Genomic DNA, 17,132 nt, shown 5'->3' with positions numbered 1-17,132 from the left:
ACCGCTCCTTTCCTACACCGTGGCCTTGATGGGCACGGTGCGCTTTTTCTTGCTGCCAAAGATGCTCACCGGGGTGGAGCCGTCCGAGCAGCCATTGCCAAACGAGAAACCGCAGCCGCCCCGGATGTCGAAGGCGTTTTCGGCGTACTCGCGGTGCGTGCTGGGGATGACGAAGCGGTCTTCGTAGTTGGCAATGGCCATCACCTGGTACATGTCCTGCACGTCGTGCGCGGTCAGGCCCACTTGTTTGAGCACGGCCAGGTTTTGCACCTTGTCCACGTGGACGCTGCGTTGGTAAGAGCGCATGGCCAGCATGCGCTCCAGCGCCCGAATGACCGGGGCGGTGTCGCCGGCGGTGAGCAGGTTGGCCAGGTACTGCACGGGAATGCGCAGCTGGCCTACGTCTGGAATCTCGCCATTCACGCCCAGGTGGCCCGCATTGGCCGCCGAGGTGATGGGCGACAGCGGCGGCACGTACCACACCATGGGCAGGGTGCGGTATTCGGGGTGCAGCGGCAGGGCGATTTTCCAATCGACGGCCATCTTGTACACCGGGCTTTTCTGCGCCGCTTCAATCCAGTTGTCGGCAATGCCATCGCGCTTGGCCTGGGCAATCACCGCCGGGTCGTGGGGGTCAAGGAAGATGTCCAGCTGCGCCTGGTACAGGTCGCGGTCGCGCTCCACGCTGGCGGCTTCCTGGATGCGGTCGGCGTCGTACAGCAGCACGCCCAGGTAGCGGATGCGGCCCACGCAGGTCTCGCTGCACACGGTGGGCTGGCCCGCCTCGATGCGCGGGTAGCAGAAGATGCACTTCTCGGCCTTGCCGGTTTGCCAGTTGTAGTAGATCTTCTTGTACGGGCAGCCGCTCACGCACATGCGCCAGCCCCGGCATTTGTCCTGGTCGATCAGCACAATGCCGTCCTCCTCGCGCTTGTAGATCGAGCCGCTGGGGCACGAGGCCACGCACGCCGGGTTCAGGCAGTGCTCGCACAGGCGCGGCAGGTACATCATGAAGGTGTTCTCGAACTGGCCGTACATCTCCTTTTGCACCTGCTCGAAGTTCACGTCGATGCTGCGCTTGGCGAACTCGCCGCCCAGGATTTCCTCCCAGTTCGGGCCCCACTCGATTTTTTCCATGCGCTGGCCGGTGATCAGGCTGCGCGGGCGGGCGGTGGGGGCGGCCTTCATCTCGGGGGCCGACTGCAGGTGGTCGTAGTCGAAGGTGAAGGGCTCGTAGTAGTCGTCAATCTGCGGCAGGTTGGGGTTGGCAAAGATCTTCATCAGCATCTTCCACTTGCCGCCCTGGCGCGGGGTGATGGAGCCATCGGCGTGGCGGCTCCAGCCGCCGTTCCATTTGTCCTGGTTCTCCCACTCTTTGGGGTAGCCGATGCCGGGCTTGGTCTCAACGTTGTTGAACCAGGCGTATTCCACGCCGGGGCGGCTGGTCCAGACGTTTTTGCAGGTGACCGAGCAGGTGTGGCAGCCAATGCACTTGTCCAGGTTCAGCACCATGCCGATTTGGGCACGAATTTTCATTGTGTTCTCCTTCTTTTTCAGGCGTGTTGGGCCGCTGCTTCGGTTTCAGCATCCAGCCAATCGACGCGGCGCATCTTGCGCACCAGCACGAACTCGTCGCGGTTGGTGCCAATCGTTCCGTAGTAGTTAAAGCCGTAGCTGTACTGCGCGTAGCCGCCAATCATGTGCGTGGGCTTCAAGACCACCCGGGTGACCGAGTTGTGGATGCCGCCGCGCGTGCCGGTGATTTCCGAGCCGGGGGTGTTGATGATCTTTTCCTGCGCGTGGTACATCAGCACCATGCCGTTGTTCACCCGCTGGCTGACCACGGCCCGGGCGGCAATCGCGCCGTTGGCGTTGAACAGCTCGACCCAGTCGTTATCGACAATGCCGCCGCGCTTGGCATCGTCTTCACTCAGCCAGATCACCGGGCCGCCCCGGTTGAGGGTGAGCATGTGCAGGTTGTCGCTGTAGGTGCTGTGGATGCCCCATTTCTGGTGCGGGGTGATGAAGTTCAGCGCAATCTCGGGGTTGCCGTTGGGCATCTTGCCTTGCACCTCGTGCAGGGCCTTGAGGTGTACCGGCGGGCGGTAGCTGACAAAGCCCTCGCCAAAGTCGCGCATCCAGGGGTGGTCTTGGTAGAACTGCTGGCGGCCCGTCAGGGTGCGCCATGGAATCAGCTCATGCACGTTGGTGTAGCCGGCGTTGTAGCTGACCTTCTCGCTCTCCAGCCCGCTCCAGGTGGGCGAGCTGATGATCTTGCGCGGCTGCGCCTGGATGTCGCGGAAACGGATTTTCTCGTCCTCGCGGTGCAGCGCCAGGTGGACGTGGTCGCGCCCGGTTTGCTTGCCCAGCGCCTCCCAGGCCTTGCAGGCCACGTGGCCGTTGGTCTCGGGCGCCAGTTGCAGCACCACCTCGGTGGCATCAATGTCGGTGACAATTTTCGGGCGGCCCTGCGTCACGCCTTCTTCGCGCACGCGGCCATTCAAGTCGCCCAGCTGCTCCACCTCGGTCTGCGTGTTCCAGCCAATGCCTTTGCCACCGTTGCCCACCTTGTCCAGCAACGGGCCCAGGGCGGTAAAGCGCTTGAAAGTGTTGGGGTAGTCGCGCTCGACCACGGTGATTTGCGGCGCGGTCACGCCGGGAATCAGGTCGATCTCGCCCTTCTTCCAGTCTTTCACATCAAAGGGCTGGGCCAGCTCGCCGGCGGTGTCGTGCATGATGGGGGTGAGCACCACCTCTTTTTCCACGCCCAGGTGGCCAACGCACACTTCGCTGAAGGCTTTGGCAAAGCCTTTGTAAATCTCCCAGTCGCTGCGCGCCTGCCAGGCCGGATCCACGGCCGCCGACAGCGGGTGGATGAAGGGGTGCATGTCGCTGGTGTTGAGGTCGTTCTTCTCGTACCAGGTGGCCGTGGGCAGCACGATGTCCGAATACAGGCAGGTGGTGCTCATGCGAAAGTCCAGCGTCACCAGCAAATCGAGCTTGCCTTCGGGCGCTTTGTCGTGCCATTGCACTTCCATGGGCTTGGCCTCGTCCTTACCCAAATCCTTGCCCTGCACGCCGTGGGTGGTGCCCAGCAGGTGCTTGAGGAAGTATTCATGCCCTTTGCCCGAGCTGCCCAGGATGTTGGAGCGCCAGACAAACATGTTGCGCGGCCAGTTCAGCGGGTTGTCCGGGTCTTCGCAGCTGAGTTTGATGCTGCCGTCTTTCAGCCCCTGCACCACGTGGTCTTTGGCATCCACGCCTTTGGCGGCCGCGTCTTTGACGACTTGCAGCGGGTTGATCTCCAGCTGCGGGGCGCTGGGCAGCCAGCCCATGCGCTCGGAGCGCACGTTGAAGTCGATCATGCTGCCCTGGTAGGCGGCCTTGTCGGCCAGGGGCGAGAGCACTTCTTCCACGCCCAGTTTTTCGTAGCGCCACTGGTCGGTGTGGGCGTAAAAGAAGCTGGTGGAGTTTTGCTGGCGCGGCGGGCGAATCCAGTCCAGCGCAAAGGCCAGCGCCGTCCAGCCGGTTTGCGGGCGCAATTTTTCCTGGCCCACGTAGTGCGACCAGCCGCCGCCCGATTGGCCGATGCAGCCGCACATCATCAGCATGTTGATGATGCCCCGGTAGTTCATGTCGCAGTGGTACCAGTGGTTCATGGCCGCGCCAATGATGACCATGGACTTGCCGTGGGTCTTGTCCGCGTTGTCGGCAAACTGGCGGGCAATGGTGATGATTTGCTCGCGCGGCACGCCGGTGATGCGCTCTTGCCAGGCCGGGGTGTAGGGGGCGTTGGCATCGTAGCCGCCGTCGGCACCCTCGCCCTCCAGGCCCCGGTTCACCCCGTAGTTGGCCACTTGCAAATCAAAAACCGTAGCTACTGCCACACGCCCAGCAACGCCTTCTCCGTTTAAATCCAAATAAGTAATGGGCACGCGGCGCAGCATTACATCGTTGCCCTGGTCGTTGGCGTTGAAGTTGGGGGTATCAATCCCGCCAAAGTAGGGGAAGGCCACATCGGTGATCTCGTGCGCTTGCGCCCCGTCTTCCAGCACCGAGAGCTTGAGCTTGACGGTGTTGCCCTGGCGGGCATCTTTGTTCTCCAGGTTCCACAGCCCTTGGTCGTCGCGCCCGTCTTGGCCCCAGCGGAAACCGATCGAGCCATTGGGCAGCGCCACCTGGCCATCGACGTTGTAGGCCACGGTTTTCCAGTCCGGGTGGTTGGCCTGGCCCAGTTGGCCGACAAAGTCGCTGGCCCGCACGTAGCGGCCCGGCACCTTGACCACGCGGCCATCGGGCAGGGTTTTGTCTTCCAGCACGACCAGCAGTGGCAGGTCGGTGTAGCGGCGCGCGTAGTCGTCAAAGTAGCTGCTGCGCTTGGCGAAGTAGAACTCTTTCAAGATGACATGGCCCATGGCCATGGCCACCGCCGCATCCGTGCCCTGCTTGGGGTGCATCCACAGGTCGGCCAGCTTGGCCACTTCGGAATAGTCGGGCGTGACGGCCACCACCTTGGCCCCCTTGTAGCGCACCTCGGTAAAGAAGTGGGCATCCGGCGTGCGCGTCTGCGGGATGTTGGAGCCCCAGGCGATGATGAAGTTGGAGTTGTACCAATCGGCCGATTCGGGCACGTCGGTCTGCTCGCCCCACACCTGCGGGCTGGACGGCGGCAGGTCGCAATACCAGTCGTAAAAACTCATTGGCACGCCGCCGATCAGGTTCAGGTAGCGGCTGCCGGCGGCATAGGAAATCATCGACATCGCCGGGATGGGCGAAAAACCAATGATGCGATCCGGGCCATGCTGCTTGATGGTGTACACGTTGGCCGCAGCAATCATCTGGTTCACCTCGTCCCAGGTGCTGCGCACAAAGCCGCCCAGGCCGCGCTGCTTTTGCCATTCCTGGCGGGCCTCCTGGTTTTGCACGATGGCGGCCCAGGCATCGACCGGGCTGTTGGCCACGGCCAGCGCCGCGCGCCAGTGCTTCAAGAGGCGGCCGCGCACCAGGGGGTATTTCACGCGGTTGGCCGAATACAAATACCAGCTGTACGACGCGCCCCGGGCGCAGCCGCGCGGCTCGTGGTTGGGCAGGTCGGGGCGGGTGCGCGGGTAATCGGTCTGCTGGGTTTCCCAGGTGACGATGCCGCCCTTGACATAAATCTTCCAGCTGCAACTGCCCGTGCAGTTCACGCCGTGGGTGGAGCGCACGATCTTGTCGTGCGCCCAGCGGTCGCGGTAAGCGTCTTCCCAGGTGCGGTCTTCACCATTGGTCTGGCCGTGGCCATCGGAGAATTCTTCGCGGGCTTGCGAAAAATACGTCAGGCGGTCGAGTAAATGACTCATCGAGGGCTCCTTGAAAATCGAAGAAAAAATGGGCGAAAGGAGACGTCAGCAAGGCATCTCAGCGTTTTTGCGGGCGTAGCACCACCACGTCACCACCACGCACAGCAGGTAAAAAGCGACAAACATCCACAGCGCAAACTCGGGGCCGCCGGTGGCCTCAATCGAGCTGCCGTAACTTTTCGGAATAAAAAACCCGCCATACGCGCCCAGCGCCCCGGCAAAGCCGACGGCCGCGGCCCCTTCGGTGTTGCCCTCTTTGATGGCCTGGGCCCGGGCGGCAGCATCGTTGCCCTGGCCGCGTGCGGTGATGGCGCGCAGTTTTTGCGTGAGAAAAATCACCGGAATCATGCGAAAGGTCGAGCCATTGCCCACCCCGGTAGTCAGAAACAGCACCAGAAACATCAGAAAGAAGCCGATAAAACTGCCCTCCTGCGGGCCAAACGGCAGGGCGTAGCCCGTGGCCCCTTTGGGCAAGAAATACAGCACGCCCAGCACGGCCAGCACCATGACGACAAAGTTCCACAGCGTGACCACGCCGCCGCCGATCTTGTCGGCCAGCCAGCCGCCAAAGGGCCGCGACAGCGCCCCCACCAGCGGCCCCATCCAGGCGTAGGCCAAGGGGTTGATGCCGGGGAACAGCGCCTTCATCAGCAGCGGAAACCCAGCGGCAAAACCAATGAACGAGCCAAAGGTGCCCAGGTAGAGCAGGCACATCAGCCAGTTGTGCTTGTTCTTAAAAATCGTAGCTTGCGCCGCAAAGCTGGCCTTGGCATCGGCAATGTCATGCATGCCAAACCAAGCAGCCACAGCGGCAATAGCTATCCATGGCACCCAGATGAAGGCGGCGTTTTGCGCCCAGACGTGCTGCGGCTCGCCGTTGCGCACCATCACCTGGGCATCGCCACCGAGCACGCCGAAGATGCCCAGCGAAATCACCAGCGGGCTTAAAAACTGCACCACCGACACACCCAAATTGCCCAGCCCCGCGTTCACGCCCAGGGCCGAGCCTTTGCGCTCTTTGGGAAAAAAGAAGCTGATGTTGGACATGCTGGAGCTGAAATTGCCCCCGCCAAAGCCGCACAGCAGCGCCAAGATGAGCATGGTCGGGTAGCTGGTGCTGGGGTCTTGAATGGCAAAGCCAATGCCCAGCATGGGAATAAGCAGCGAGGCGGTGGACAGCGCCGTCCAGCGCCGCCCGCCGACGATGGGCACCATGAATGAGTAAAAAATGCGCAGCGTCGCCCCCGACAGCGCCGGGGCGGCGGCCAGCCAAAACAGCTGGTTGGTCGAATACTTAAAGCCCAGTGCCGGCAGGTTCACGGCCACCACGCTCCAGACCTGCCAGACGGCAAAGGCCAGAAACAGCGCGGGCACCGAGATCCACAGGTTGAGCTTGGCAATCGCCTCGCCCTCGCGCTCCCAGAAGGCTTTGTCCTCCGGGGTCCACAGGGTGAGCGTGCGCCCGGCGCGGGTGGCGGGCTGGATGGGGGTGGGGGAAGTCATAGGATGCGGGCTCCGGGCAAGGGCATCAGTGGGAGGGGTGATCTGCCGGGGCAGTCATGACGTTGGTGCGGCGCACCTCGGTGAAATACATCCAGATCAGCGACACCCACACCACGCCGTACATGAGCATGAAAGCGCTGGAGCGAATGCCCGTCCAATCGAGCAAAGCGCCAAAGAAAATCGGCAAGATAAAACCGCCCAAACCACCGGCCAACCCCACAATGCCGCTGATGGCACCGATGTTGCCGGGGTAGTCGTCGCTGATGTACTTGAACACGCTGGCCTTGCCAAAGGCCATCGCCACCCCCAGCACGGCCATGATGGCGGTGAAGGCGTACACGTTCAGCCCGAGGTGGAAGGTGGTGGCGCCGCTGACGGTTTGGATGGTGAATTGCGTCTGCGGGTAAGAGAGCAAAAACAAGCAAATCCAGCACACCCACATCACCCACCAGGTGACGCTGTGGGCACCGTATTTGTCCGACAGCACCCCGCCGATGGCCCGCAACACACCGCCGGGCAGCGAAAAACACGCCGCCAGCAGCGCGGCCACGCGGATGTCCAGCCCGTATTCGCCCACGTAGTACTGCACCATCCACAGCGCCAGCGCCACGTAGCCCCCAAAAACGATGCTGTAGTACTGGCAGTACTTGAGCACGCGCGGGTCTTTCAGCAGCTTGAGCTGGTCCGAAAACTTGACATGGCTGGGCACCAGGTGGCGCGGATCGCTGTGGCTCATCAGCCAAAACACCACCAGCGCCGCCAGCATGATGGCCGCGTACACATGCGGCACGGCCTTCCAGCCAAAGGCCACCAAAATCACCGGCGCGACAAACTTGTTCACCGCCGCGCCCGAGTTGCCCGCCCCAAACACACCCATGGCCATGCCCTGGCGCTCTTTGGGAAACCAGCGGGCCACATAGGGCGTGCCCACCGAGAACGCGCCCCCCGCCAGCCCCAGCACCAAGCCAATGGCCAAAAAATGCCAAAACTGCGTGGCAAAAGAAATCGCCCAAATCGCCGGCACGGTGATCGCCAGCAGCGCCGCCATGACGATGCGGCCACCGAACCTGTCCGTCCAAATGCCCAGCGGAACGCGCACCAAAGAGCCGCTTAACACCGGCATGGCCATGAGCAGGCCGAACTCGGTGGCGTTCAGGTCGAGCATCTGCTTGATCGGGATGCCCACCACGGCAAACATCATCCAGACCATGAAGCACACGGTAAACGCCAAGGTGCTGGCAATCAGCACCGACCAAGCCTGGCGGCTGTAACGCTCAGCACTGACAGAAGGGGTAGAAGCGAAGGCCATTGCAAAAATCCGGTAGAGCAGCAATGGCCTGCATCCTCCCCGTTCGCCCTGGCGCTGCCTATCCGCCAGTGGGGCTAAAAGGCAAGGCAAAAGAACGATAGGACTGCAGGTACCCTCGTTCCAAAGGAGTAGTCCCTTGGAATTAATTTTTCAATAAAAACCGCTTTAACTGCTTATGTGTAAAGCGGATGCAGCTATCAATTATTCACTGCGTATGCGGTCAGAGGCGTACACCGCCGCCTGCACCCGCGAAGACAGGCCCAGCTTGCGCAAAATGTGCTGCACGTGAATCTTCACCGTGGTTTCGGCAATATCCAGCCGCCGGGCAATTTCCTTGTTGCTCGCACCCTGGGCAATTTCGCGCAGCACCTCCTCTTCGCGCGGCGACAAAGGCGAAGGCGAAGGCGAAGGCGAAGGCGAAGGCGAAGCCGCTGCGGCCGGTGTGCCCTGCGCCCCCTCGGCCACGGCGGCGGGTTCGGGGGCCCCTTGGCTTTGAAAGGCGGTCACCAGCTTGCCCAGCAGCTCGGGGCTGACCACCGGCTCGCCCCGCGCCGCGCGGCGGATGGCTTCAAAAAGCAGTTCGCCATCCATGGTTTTGAGCAAATAGCCCTGCGCCCCATTGCGCAGCGCCGTGGCCAGGTCCTGCCCGTCTTCACTCACCGTGAGCATCACCACCCGGCTGGTGGGGCTGGCCTGGCGCAGCCCGGCAATGGCATCCACCCCCAGCACGCCGGGCAGGTGGTTGTCCAGCAAGATGACCTGCGGCTGCAGCTGTGGCACTTGGCGCAGCGCCTCGCTGGCATCGCTGGCATCGCCAATCACCTGCAGCCCGGCATCCTGCCCAATCAAGGCCATCAGCCCCCGGCGAAACAAGGTGTGGTCATCGACAACAAAAACGGTGATCGGGTCAAGGTAAGCAGGCATGGCGGTCAAAAATCAAAGGGGGTCGCCCAAGGCGGGCAAAGCGGCTAAAGATGGGAGCTGCAAGCGCACGGTAGTACCCGTTCCGGGGGTGGAAATCACCTGTAAATCAGCATGGATACGCGCAGCGCGCTCCTTCATTATTCCCAGGCCCACGTGCAAAGAATCTGGTGCCACTTCTTGCGAGGCAAAGCCGCAGCCATTGTCGGTAATGCTGAAAGTCCACACCGGATGGCGCTGCACGCTGACCGTGACCTGGGTGGCCTGGGCGTGCTTGCGGATGTTGGACAGCGCCTCTTGCACGATGTGCAGCACCTGCACTTGCACATCGGGGGGCAGCGGCAGGCCTTCGGCACCGCCCATGATGAGCGCCCCTTTCAGGCCGGTTTGGTGCTCAAACTTGGACAAGGTGGAGCGCAGGGCATGGCCAATGTCTTCATCGCTGGTGCGGGTGCGAAAGTGCACCAGCAGCTCGCGCACATCGGCGTAGCACTCGCGCACGCCCACCTCCAATTCACTCACGCTGCGGTCGCGGGCGGCGGTGTTGCCTTTGGCAATGGCATCGCGCAGCAGCTGGGTTTGGATTTTTAAAAATGCCAGCGATTGGGCAATCGAATCGTGCAACTCGCGGGCAATCAGGCTGCGCTCTTGCGCCACGGCGGCCTCGCGCTCCAGGGCCGTGACGCGCAGGCTCTCCATCGCACTGGCCAAGTGCTCGGCCATGGCAGTGAGCAGGGCATGGGTTTCGGGGGTCAGGGTTTGCTCTTGCACAAAGTACAAATTCACCTCGCCCAGAAGGCGCTGCTGGTGGCGCAGCGGCACCCCCACCAAGGTGACGTAGCCAGCCTCGCGGCAATGGGGCAGGGTGACGACCTCGTCCGTGTGCAGGCGAATCACCCGCGCTTTGGCCCCCTCTTTGGGCGGCGCACAAATGCACGCGCCCGTGGGCAGGCAATGCTCTTGGGTGCTCAGACTGGGCGGCAGGCCCTCGCTGGCCAGCAGCACGTAGCGCTCATTGGCCTCGTCCGACCAGCGCACCGCCACGGCATCGGCCTGCACGCTGGCACGCACTTGGTGGACAAAGCCCTGGGCCAGCGTCTGCAGGTTGTCGGCCTCGGCCATTTGGGCGCTGACGGTGTACAGCGCCTGCAACTGGGCATGCTGGGCCTGCAGGCTGGCGGTTTTCTCGCGCACTTTGAATTCCAGATTCTCCCGGGCCGATTGCAGCGAAGCGGCCATCAGGTTAAAGCCCGAGGCCACGCGGCCAAACTCCCCGCCCGACTCCAGCTGCAAGCGCGTTTGCAGCTGCCCCTGGCGGATATGGGCCATGCCGCCTTCCAGGCGCTCCAGGGGGTAGAGCACCTCCCAGTAACTCATCATCCAGAACACGATGGTCGCCCCAATCACCAGCGCCACCATCATCAGCTGGAACAGGTGCAGGCCCGCCGTCCAGCGCACCATCTCCCGCTCCAGCAACGTCACCAAGTCATCAATCACCTGCACCAGGGCATCGCCCTGGGCGCGAAACTCGGGCAAGGTGGCCGCCGTTTGCATGCGGCTCAGGTGCTGCCAGCCCTCTTCGATGCGGGCAAACTGCGCGCGCAGCGGCGGTGTCCATAAAATTTGCAAAGGCCGCGACGGATCGCCCTCGCGCAGCAACTGCAGGCTGGCGGTAAACCGCGCATTGCCCTGGTCAAGCACATGCTGCTCATGGTTTTGAAACGATAGCTGCATGCGAAACACCTGCATGCGCAAACGCCCCGCCTCATTCACCGCCGCCGCGCCGCCTTCGAGCTGCCAGGTCACCCACAAAGTAATGCTGACCGAGGCCAACCCGGCCAGCAAGAACACCAAGCTCACGGCTTTGATCTTGGCCGACAGCGACAGCAAACGAAACATGGGCGGCACCTTGCGCACGGCGTGCGCCAGAGAAGTGGAAAATGAACAACAGCGCAAAAGCGCAGCACGCTGGCGCTGTGCATTGTCCCCAACCCAGCCCCAACCCCGCTAAGCTTGGGCCACTTTTTTGTACTGAAAATATTTTTCCTATGCCGCAATTCAGTGCCAACCTGAGCATGCTGTTTCCTGAGCGCCCCTTTTTGCAGCGCTTTGCCGCCGCCGCCCAGGCCGGATTTAGCGCAGTGGAGTTCATGTTTCCCTACGCTTTTGCCATCGCCGACCTGCGCGATGCCATCGCCCACAGCAAGGTGCATGTGGTGCTGCACAACCTGCCCCCGGGGGACTGGGCGGCCGGTGACCGGGGCATTGCCTGCCACCCCGATCGCATAGAAGAATTTCGCGACAGCGTGGCCCAAGCCATCGCCTACGCCAGCGCACTGCAGGTGCCGCGCCTCAATTGCCTGGCCGGCTGCACCCCCGCCGATACCGATCCGGTGCTGGTGCGCCACACCCTGGTGGCCAATCTGCGCTTTGCCGCCGAGGCCCTGGCTCAGCACGGCATCGGCCTGGTGGTGGAGATGATCAACACCGTGGACATGCCCGGCTTCTACTTGCACCGCAGCGCCCAGGCCCTGGACGTGCTGCACGCCGTGGCCCACCCCAACCTGCAGCTGCAGTACGACATCTACCACATGCAGCGCATGGAGGGCGAACTGGCCACCACCTTGCAGCGCCTGCTGCCGCACATTGGCCACATCCAAATTGCCGATACCCCAGGCCGCCACGAGCCGGGCACGGGCGAGATCAACTACCCCTTTTTGCTGCGCCACCTGGATGCCATCGGCTACCAGGGCTGGGTCGGCTGCGAATACCACCCCCTGGGCGATACCCAGGCCGGGCTGGTATGGTTGAAAAATTTTTTGCAAACCCCCTGAAAGCTCCCCATGCCGCCGCCTGACCTGCTCCAGCACCTGTTCGCCGCCGCCATCGCCAGCGCCCAGCCCGCGCAGTGCGTGCCGCCCTATTTGCCCCGGCCTGAGGAGGTTAAAGGCCGCTTGGTCGTCCTGGGCGCAGGCAAAGCCTCGGCCGCCATGGCCCAGGTGGTCGAGCAGCACTGGCCCGGGCTTCTAAGTGGCCTGGTCGTCACCCGCTACGGCTACCAAGTGCCGTGCCAGCGCATTGAAGTGGTGCAAGCCGCCCACCCTGTGCCCGATGCCGCCGGGCTGCACGCCGCCCAGCGCATGCTGGCCCTGGCCGAGGGCCTGACGGCCGACGATGTGGTGCTGGCGCTGATTTCGGGCGGCGGCTCGGCCCTGCTGCCTTTGCCGCTGCCGGGCATCACGCTACAGGACAAGCAGGCCATCAACCGCGCCTTGCTGGCCAGCGGGGCCAGCATTGGCGAGATGAACACCGTGCGCCGCCACCTTTCGGCCATCAAAGGCGGCCGCCTGGCCGCCGCCTGCCACCCGGCCCGGGTCATCACCCTGCTGCTGTCGGATGTGCCGGGCGACCACCCGGCCGACATTGCCTCTGGCCCCACCGTGGGCGATGCCAGCACCTGCGCCGATGCGCTGGCCATCGTGCAGCGCTATGGCCTGCAGCTGCCGCCCCCGGTGCTGGCCGCACTGGAAAGCGGCGCGGGCGAATCCATCAAACCGAACGACCCGCGCCTGGCCACCGCCCGCACCCACCTCATTGCCGCGCCCCAGCAGGCCCTGGAAGCGGCCGCCCGGGTGGCGCAGCAGCACGGCATTGCCTGCCACATCCTGAGCGATGCCATCGAGGGCGAGGCCCGCGATGTGGGCCAAGTGCTCGCCGCCCTGGCCTTGCAAGTGGCCCAGCGTGGCCAGCCTTTTCAGCCGCCGTGTGTGCTGCTGAGCGGCGGAGAAACCACCGTCACCCTGCGCAGCACCCCGCAAACGGCGGGCCTGGGTGGGCGCAATGTCGAATGCCTGCTGGCCTTTACCCTGGCCACGCGGGGGCATCCGCGCATCCATGCCCTGATGGGCGATACCGATGGGGTGGATGGCGGGGCCGAGATTGCCGGGGCCTGCAGCGGGCCGCACACCTTGGCGCAGGCTTTTGCCCAGGGCCTCAGCCCCTTGGCCCACTTGGACGGCCACGATGCGCACCGCTTTTTTCAAGCCCTGGGGGCCAGTGTGGTGACGGGGCCAACGCTGACCAATGTGAATGATTTCCGGGCGATTCTGATCTTGAACAAATAACCAAATCAATAGCTATTGGCGCTTTATATATAACAAAATAAAGGCGTTTTTTTATATTTTTCTAGGTATCCCTGCGGGAAGCGCTATCACATTCTTAAAGATGCGCCAGCGGTAGCGCCGTCTTGTAGCGCACCTGCTTCAAGGCAAAGCTGGAGCGAATTTTTTCAATGTCCGCAATCGGCGTGAGCTGCTCCAAGATAAAGCGCTCTAGCGCGGCAATATCGGGCAAGGCCACCCGGATCAGGTAATCCGAATCGCCGCTCATCAAATAGCACTCCATCACCTCGTCATGCTCGGCGATGCGCCGCTCAAAGTCGGCCAGCACCTCCTTGCTTTGGGTTTTCAGGCTGATGCTGATGAACACGTTCAGCCCCAGCCCCAAGTTTTTGGCATTGACCAGGGCCACATAGCGCTCGATCACCCCGGCGGCCTCCAGGGCTTTGACCCGCGTGAGACAGGGCGAGGGCGACAAATGCACGCGCCGGGCCAGCTCCACATTGGACAAAGCGCCATCGGCCTGCAACGCCGCCAAAATACGCAAATCGGTGCTATCCAGCTTCATATGCTTTCAATCCTTTTTTTTGCGGCATATTGTGCTGCAAACCAGGGCAGCCACTGCGTTTTCAGTAGCCTATTTCGGAGATTTTTTGCTACAGTTTTTCTCATTATTGGAGAATTTCATGGCCCTTTTACCTGCCCCCGCTGCCCTGGATACCGACGGGCAAGAAACCGCCGAGTGGCGCGATGCCTTTACCGCCCTGGTGGCCACCCACGGCCCGGCCCGCGCCCGGTTCATTCTGGACACCCTGGCCGATGCCGCCCACCGCGCCCAGGTGGGCTGGCAACCGGCGCTGAACACCCCCTACGTGAACACCATTGCCGCGCCGGCGCAGCCCGCCTTCCCCGGCGATTTGGCGGTGGAAGAGCGCCTGGCCAGCCTGATGCGCTGGAACGCCCTGGCCATGGTGGTGCGCGCCAACAAAGCCTATGGCGAGCTGGGCGGCCACATTGCCAGCTACGCCAGCGCGGCCGATTTGTTTGAGGTGGGCTTTAACCACTTCTTCCACGCCCGCGAGGGCCTCGATGCCGGTCAGCACCGGGGCGATTTGGTGTTTTTCCAGCCGCACAGCGCCCCTGGCGTGTACGCCCGCGCGTTTTTGGAAGGCTTTTTGACCGAGCAGGATTTGCTGCATTTCCGCCAAGAAATCACCGCCCCCAGCGCCGGGGCCCGTGGCCTGTGCAGCTATCCGCACCCCTGGGCCATGCCCGATTTTTGGCAGTTTCCCACCGGCTCGATGGGCATCGGGCCAATCAGCAGCATTTACCACGCCCGCTTCATGCACTTTTTGACCGACCGGGGCCTGCTCGATTGCGCAGGCCGCAAAGTCTGGGGCGTGTTTGGCGATGGCGAGATGGACGAGCCCGAAAGCACCAGCGCCCTGACCCTGGCCGCCCGCGAGGGGCTGGACAACCTGGTCTGGGTGGTCAATTGCAACCTGCAGCGCCTGGATGGCCCGGTGCGTGGCAATGGCCGCATCGTCGATGAACTCGAGCGCCTGTTCACCGGCAGCGGCTGGAACGTGATCAAGCTGCTGTGGGGCAGCGACTGGGACGGCCTGTTCGCCCGCGACCTGACCGGCACCCTGGTGCGCACCCTGGGCGAGACGGTGGATGGGCAAATGCAAACCTTTGCCGCCAAGGACGGGCGCTACAACCGCGACCACTTCTTTCACCAGCACCCCGAGTTGGAGCAGCTGGCCCAGGGCATGACCGACGAGCAAATCGACCGCTTAAAGCGCGGCGGCCATGATTTGGTGAAGATTTATGCCGCCTACGCCGCTGCCGCCACGCACCGGGGCCAACCCACGGTGATTTTGGCGCACACCAAAAAAGGCTACGGCATGGGCACCGCCGGCCAGGGCAAGATGACCACGCACAGCCAGAAAAAGCTGGACGATGCCGAGCTGATCGCCTTTCGCAACCGCTTTCACCTGCCCCTGACCGACGAACAGGCGCTGAACCTGGAGTTTTTGCAGCCCGGTGCCGACAGCGCCGAAATGCGCTACCTGCACGCCCAGCGGGCCAAACTGGGCGGCTACCTGCCCCGGCGCCAAACCCAGTGCGCCACCGTACCCGTGCCGCCGCTGGCGCAGTACGCCCAGTTCGCCCTGGCGGCGCAGGGCAAAGAGATGAGCACCACCATGGCCTTTGTGCGCCTGCTGACCAATTTGCTCAAAGATGCCACGCTGGGCCCGCGCATCGTGCCCATCGTGGCCGACGAGGCGCGCACCTTTGGCATGGCCAATTTGTTCAAGCAAGTGGGCATTTACAGCAGCGCCGGTCAGCAATACGCGCCCGAAGACATCGGCTCCATCCTCGCCTACCGCGAAGCCAAAGATGGGCAAATTCTGGAAGAGGGCATCAGCGAAGCCGGTGCCCTGGCCAGCTGGACGGCGGCGGCCACCAGCTACAGCGTGCACGGCCTGGCCATGCTGCCGTTTTACATCTACTACTCGATGTTTGGCTTTCAGCGCGTGGGCGATGCCATCTGGGCTGCTGCCGACCAACGCGCCCGGGGCTTTTTGATCGGGGCCACCAGCGGGCGCACCACCCTGGGCGGCGAAGGCCTGCAGCACCAAGACGGCACCAGCCACCTGGTGGCCGCCACCATCCCCAACTGCAAGGCCTACGACCCGGCCTTTGCCGGGGAGCTGGCCGTCATCATCGACACCGGCATGCGCGAAATGCTGATCGAGCAGCGCGATGTTTTCTACTACCTCACCACGATGAACGAAAACTACGCCCAGCCCGACCTGCCGGACAGTGCCCATGCCGGCGTGCTGCGCGGCGCTTATCTTTTTAAGAGCTATCTCCGCAATAGCAGTAACGGCTCAGGCGCTATTTCATCCGAAAAACACGTCACCCTGCTGGGCTCTGGCGCCATCCTCACCGAAGTGCTGCAAGCGGCCGAGCAACTGGCCGCCCAGGGCATCAACGCCCACGTGGTCAGCGTCACCAGCTGGAGCGAGCTGGCCCGCGACGGCCAGGCCTGCGAGGGCCATGCAGACGGTGCCGCCACACCCTGGCTGGCCCAGGTGCTGGCGCACACCCAAGGCCCCATCGTGGCCGCCACCGACTACGTGCGCGCCGTGCCCGAAACCGTGCGGGCCTACCTACCCCCAGGCCGCGCCTACCGCACCCTGGGCACCGACGGCTTTGGCCGCAGCGACACCCGGGCCGCCTTGCGCCGGGCGTTTGGCGTGGATGCGCACAGCATTGCCGCCACGGCACACGCCCTGCTCAGGGGGTAATCCGTTCTGGTACGTCAGCCTTGCAGCAGCTGCAAGACGTTTTGCGGAATCTGGTTGGCCTGGGCCACCATGGCCATCCCCGCCTGTTGCAGGATTTGCACGCGTGCCAGGTTGGCGGTTTCCTTGGCAAAGTCGGCATCCACGATGCGCCCACGGGCGGCAGAGAGGTTTTGGTTGGTTGACCAGCAGGCCAGCGAAGCAGAGCGCCAAGCGAAATAACGCCACGATAGGCATACGCAGTTGGCTGGGCTGCACCTTTTGAAACTGCGTAGCAAGCGAAGAAGCCCTGCACAACAGCACATCCATCAAGGCACAGCGGTTAGATAGCGCAAAGCGCCTCCCGTCTGACTTGCTGTGGCTGTCTGAACGTAGCGCCGCAGGCGCGAAGTGAGTTCCACAGCGCCCAAGCCTGCGCAGCAGCGCTTTCTTTGCTGACTTTCTTGCGCGTGCAAGAAAGTCAGTCGCCCGCCGGGGCGAAACCCGGCCAGCAGACCTCAATCGAACAAAACCAGCAGCAGTACTGCCCCTCACTCCACCGTCACGCTTTTGGCCAAATTGCGCGGTTGTGGCTCCAGCACGCTGCTACGCAGCTTCACGTCGGCTACGCCGACATGAGCTTACG

General features: G+C 63.2%; 10 protein-coding genes and 1 pseudogene. 3 read left to right on the top strand and 8 right to left on the bottom strand.

The features are described from left to right. Window positions 1-12 precede the first annotated feature (12 nt). The 6 genes from narH to J1777_RS10390 form a co-directional block, all read right to left on the bottom strand. On the bottom strand, window positions 13-1,536 hold the full coding sequence (gene narH, locus J1777_RS10415) for a nitrate reductase subunit beta (RefSeq protein WP_207575635.1): 1,524 nt from the start codon (window positions 1,534-1,536) through the stop codon (window positions 13-15). 17 nt (window positions 1,537-1,553) lie between these two features. Then, window positions 1,554-5,342: a nitrate reductase subunit alpha gene (locus J1777_RS10410; RefSeq protein WP_207575634.1), complete on the bottom strand. Its 3,789-nt coding sequence runs from the start codon at window positions 5,340-5,342 to the stop codon at window positions 1,554-1,556. 45 nt (window positions 5,343-5,387) lie between these two features. Then, window positions 5,388-6,845 carry an MFS transporter gene (locus tag J1777_RS10405; protein ID WP_207575633.1) on the bottom strand — a complete coding sequence of 486 codons (1,458 nt, stop codon included), beginning with the start codon at window positions 6,843-6,845 and terminating at the stop codon, window positions 5,388-5,390. Window positions 6,846-6,870: 25 nt separating this feature from the next. Beyond that, window positions 6,871-8,154 (bottom strand): MFS transporter, encoded by a 1,284-nt coding sequence (locus J1777_RS10400; protein WP_207575632.1) that lies wholly within the window; start codon window positions 8,152-8,154, stop codon window positions 6,871-6,873. Window positions 8,155-8,355: 201 nt separating this feature from the next. Then, complete coding sequence (locus tag J1777_RS10395) at window positions 8,356-9,078, bottom strand: response regulator (RefSeq protein ID WP_207575631.1); 723 nt, start codon at window positions 9,076-9,078, stop codon at window positions 8,356-8,358. A gap of 12 nt (window positions 9,079-9,090) precedes the next feature. Beyond that, the gene (locus J1777_RS10390; RefSeq protein WP_207575630.1) at window positions 9,091-10,974 is read right to left on the bottom strand and encodes a histidine kinase; all 1,884 of its coding nucleotides are present in this window, start codon (window positions 10,972-10,974) and stop codon (window positions 9,091-9,093) included. Window positions 10,975-11,123: 149 nt separating this feature from the next. Between J1777_RS10390 and hyi the strand changes: the two genes are divergently transcribed. Both hyi and J1777_RS10380 read left to right on the top strand, forming a co-directional pair. Then, a complete protein-coding gene (gene hyi, locus J1777_RS10385; protein ID WP_207575629.1) occupies window positions 11,124-11,909 on the top strand; it encodes a hydroxypyruvate isomerase in 786 nt (261 codons plus the stop codon). A gap of 9 nt (window positions 11,910-11,918) precedes the next feature. Further along, complete coding sequence (locus J1777_RS10380; protein WP_207575628.1) at window positions 11,919-13,199, top strand: glycerate kinase type-2 family protein; 1,281 nt, start codon at window positions 11,919-11,921, stop codon at window positions 13,197-13,199. A 94-nt stretch (window positions 13,200-13,293) separates the two neighbouring features. Here the strand turns inward: J1777_RS10380 and J1777_RS10375 are convergent, their stop codons facing one another. After that, window positions 13,294-13,761 (bottom strand): Lrp/AsnC family transcriptional regulator, encoded by a 468-nt coding sequence (locus J1777_RS10375; protein WP_207575627.1) that lies wholly within the window; start codon window positions 13,759-13,761, stop codon window positions 13,294-13,296. Window positions 13,762-13,879: 118 nt separating this feature from the next. Between J1777_RS10375 and mdeB the strand changes: the two genes are divergently transcribed. Continuing rightward, window positions 13,880-16,510, top strand: coding sequence for an alpha-ketoglutarate dehydrogenase (mdeB, locus tag J1777_RS10370; protein WP_207575626.1), 2,631 nt, complete (start codon window positions 13,880-13,882; stop codon window positions 16,508-16,510). A gap of 14 nt (window positions 16,511-16,524) precedes the next feature. Here the strand turns inward: mdeB and J1777_RS14355 are convergent. Then, a pseudogene (locus tag J1777_RS14355) lies at window positions 16,525-16,689 on the bottom strand (flagellin); the annotation flags it as partial. Window positions 16,690-17,132: the final 443 nt, after the last annotated feature.

It is taken from the genome of Comamonas denitrificans, from assembly GCF_017368815.1.
GTDB lineage: Bacteria > Pseudomonadota > Gammaproteobacteria > Burkholderiales > Burkholderiaceae_C > Comamonas > Comamonas denitrificans.
The sequence above is the reverse complement of the archived record's forward strand: the minus strand, read 5'-3'. Positions and strand labels throughout refer to the sequence as shown.

Coding starts and splice junctions, on each gene's coding strand:
- J1777_RS10390 (WP_207575630.1), bottom strand. CDS start 10,974: ATGTTTCGTTTGCTGTCGCTGTCGGCCAAGATCAAAGCCGTGAGCTTG.
- J1777_RS10410 (WP_207575634.1), bottom strand. CDS start 5,342: ATGAGTCATTTACTCGACCGCCTGACGTATTTTTCGCAAGCCCGCGAA.
- hyi (WP_207575629.1), top strand. CDS start 11,124: ATGCCGCAATTCAGTGCCAACCTGAGCATGCTGTTTCCTGAGCGCCCC.
- narH (WP_207575635.1), bottom strand. CDS start 1,536: ATGAAAATTCGTGCCCAAATCGGCATGGTGCTGAACCTGGACAAGTGC.
- J1777_RS10400 (WP_207575632.1), bottom strand. CDS start 8,154: ATGGCCTTCGCTTCTACCCCTTCTGTCAGTGCTGAGCGTTACAGCCGC.
- J1777_RS10380 (WP_207575628.1), top strand. CDS start 11,919: ATGCCGCCGCCTGACCTGCTCCAGCACCTGTTCGCCGCCGCCATCGCC.
- mdeB (WP_207575626.1), top strand. CDS start 13,880: ATGGCCCTTTTACCTGCCCCCGCTGCCCTGGATACCGACGGGCAAGAA.
- J1777_RS10375 (WP_207575627.1), bottom strand. CDS start 13,761: ATGAAGCTGGATAGCACCGATTTGCGTATTTTGGCGGCGTTGCAGGCC.
- J1777_RS10395 (WP_207575631.1), bottom strand. CDS start 9,078: ATGCCTGCTTACCTTGACCCGATCACCGTTTTTGTTGTCGATGACCAC.
- J1777_RS10405 (WP_207575633.1), bottom strand. CDS start 6,845: ATGACTTCCCCCACCCCCATCCAGCCCGCCACCCGCGCCGGGCGCACG.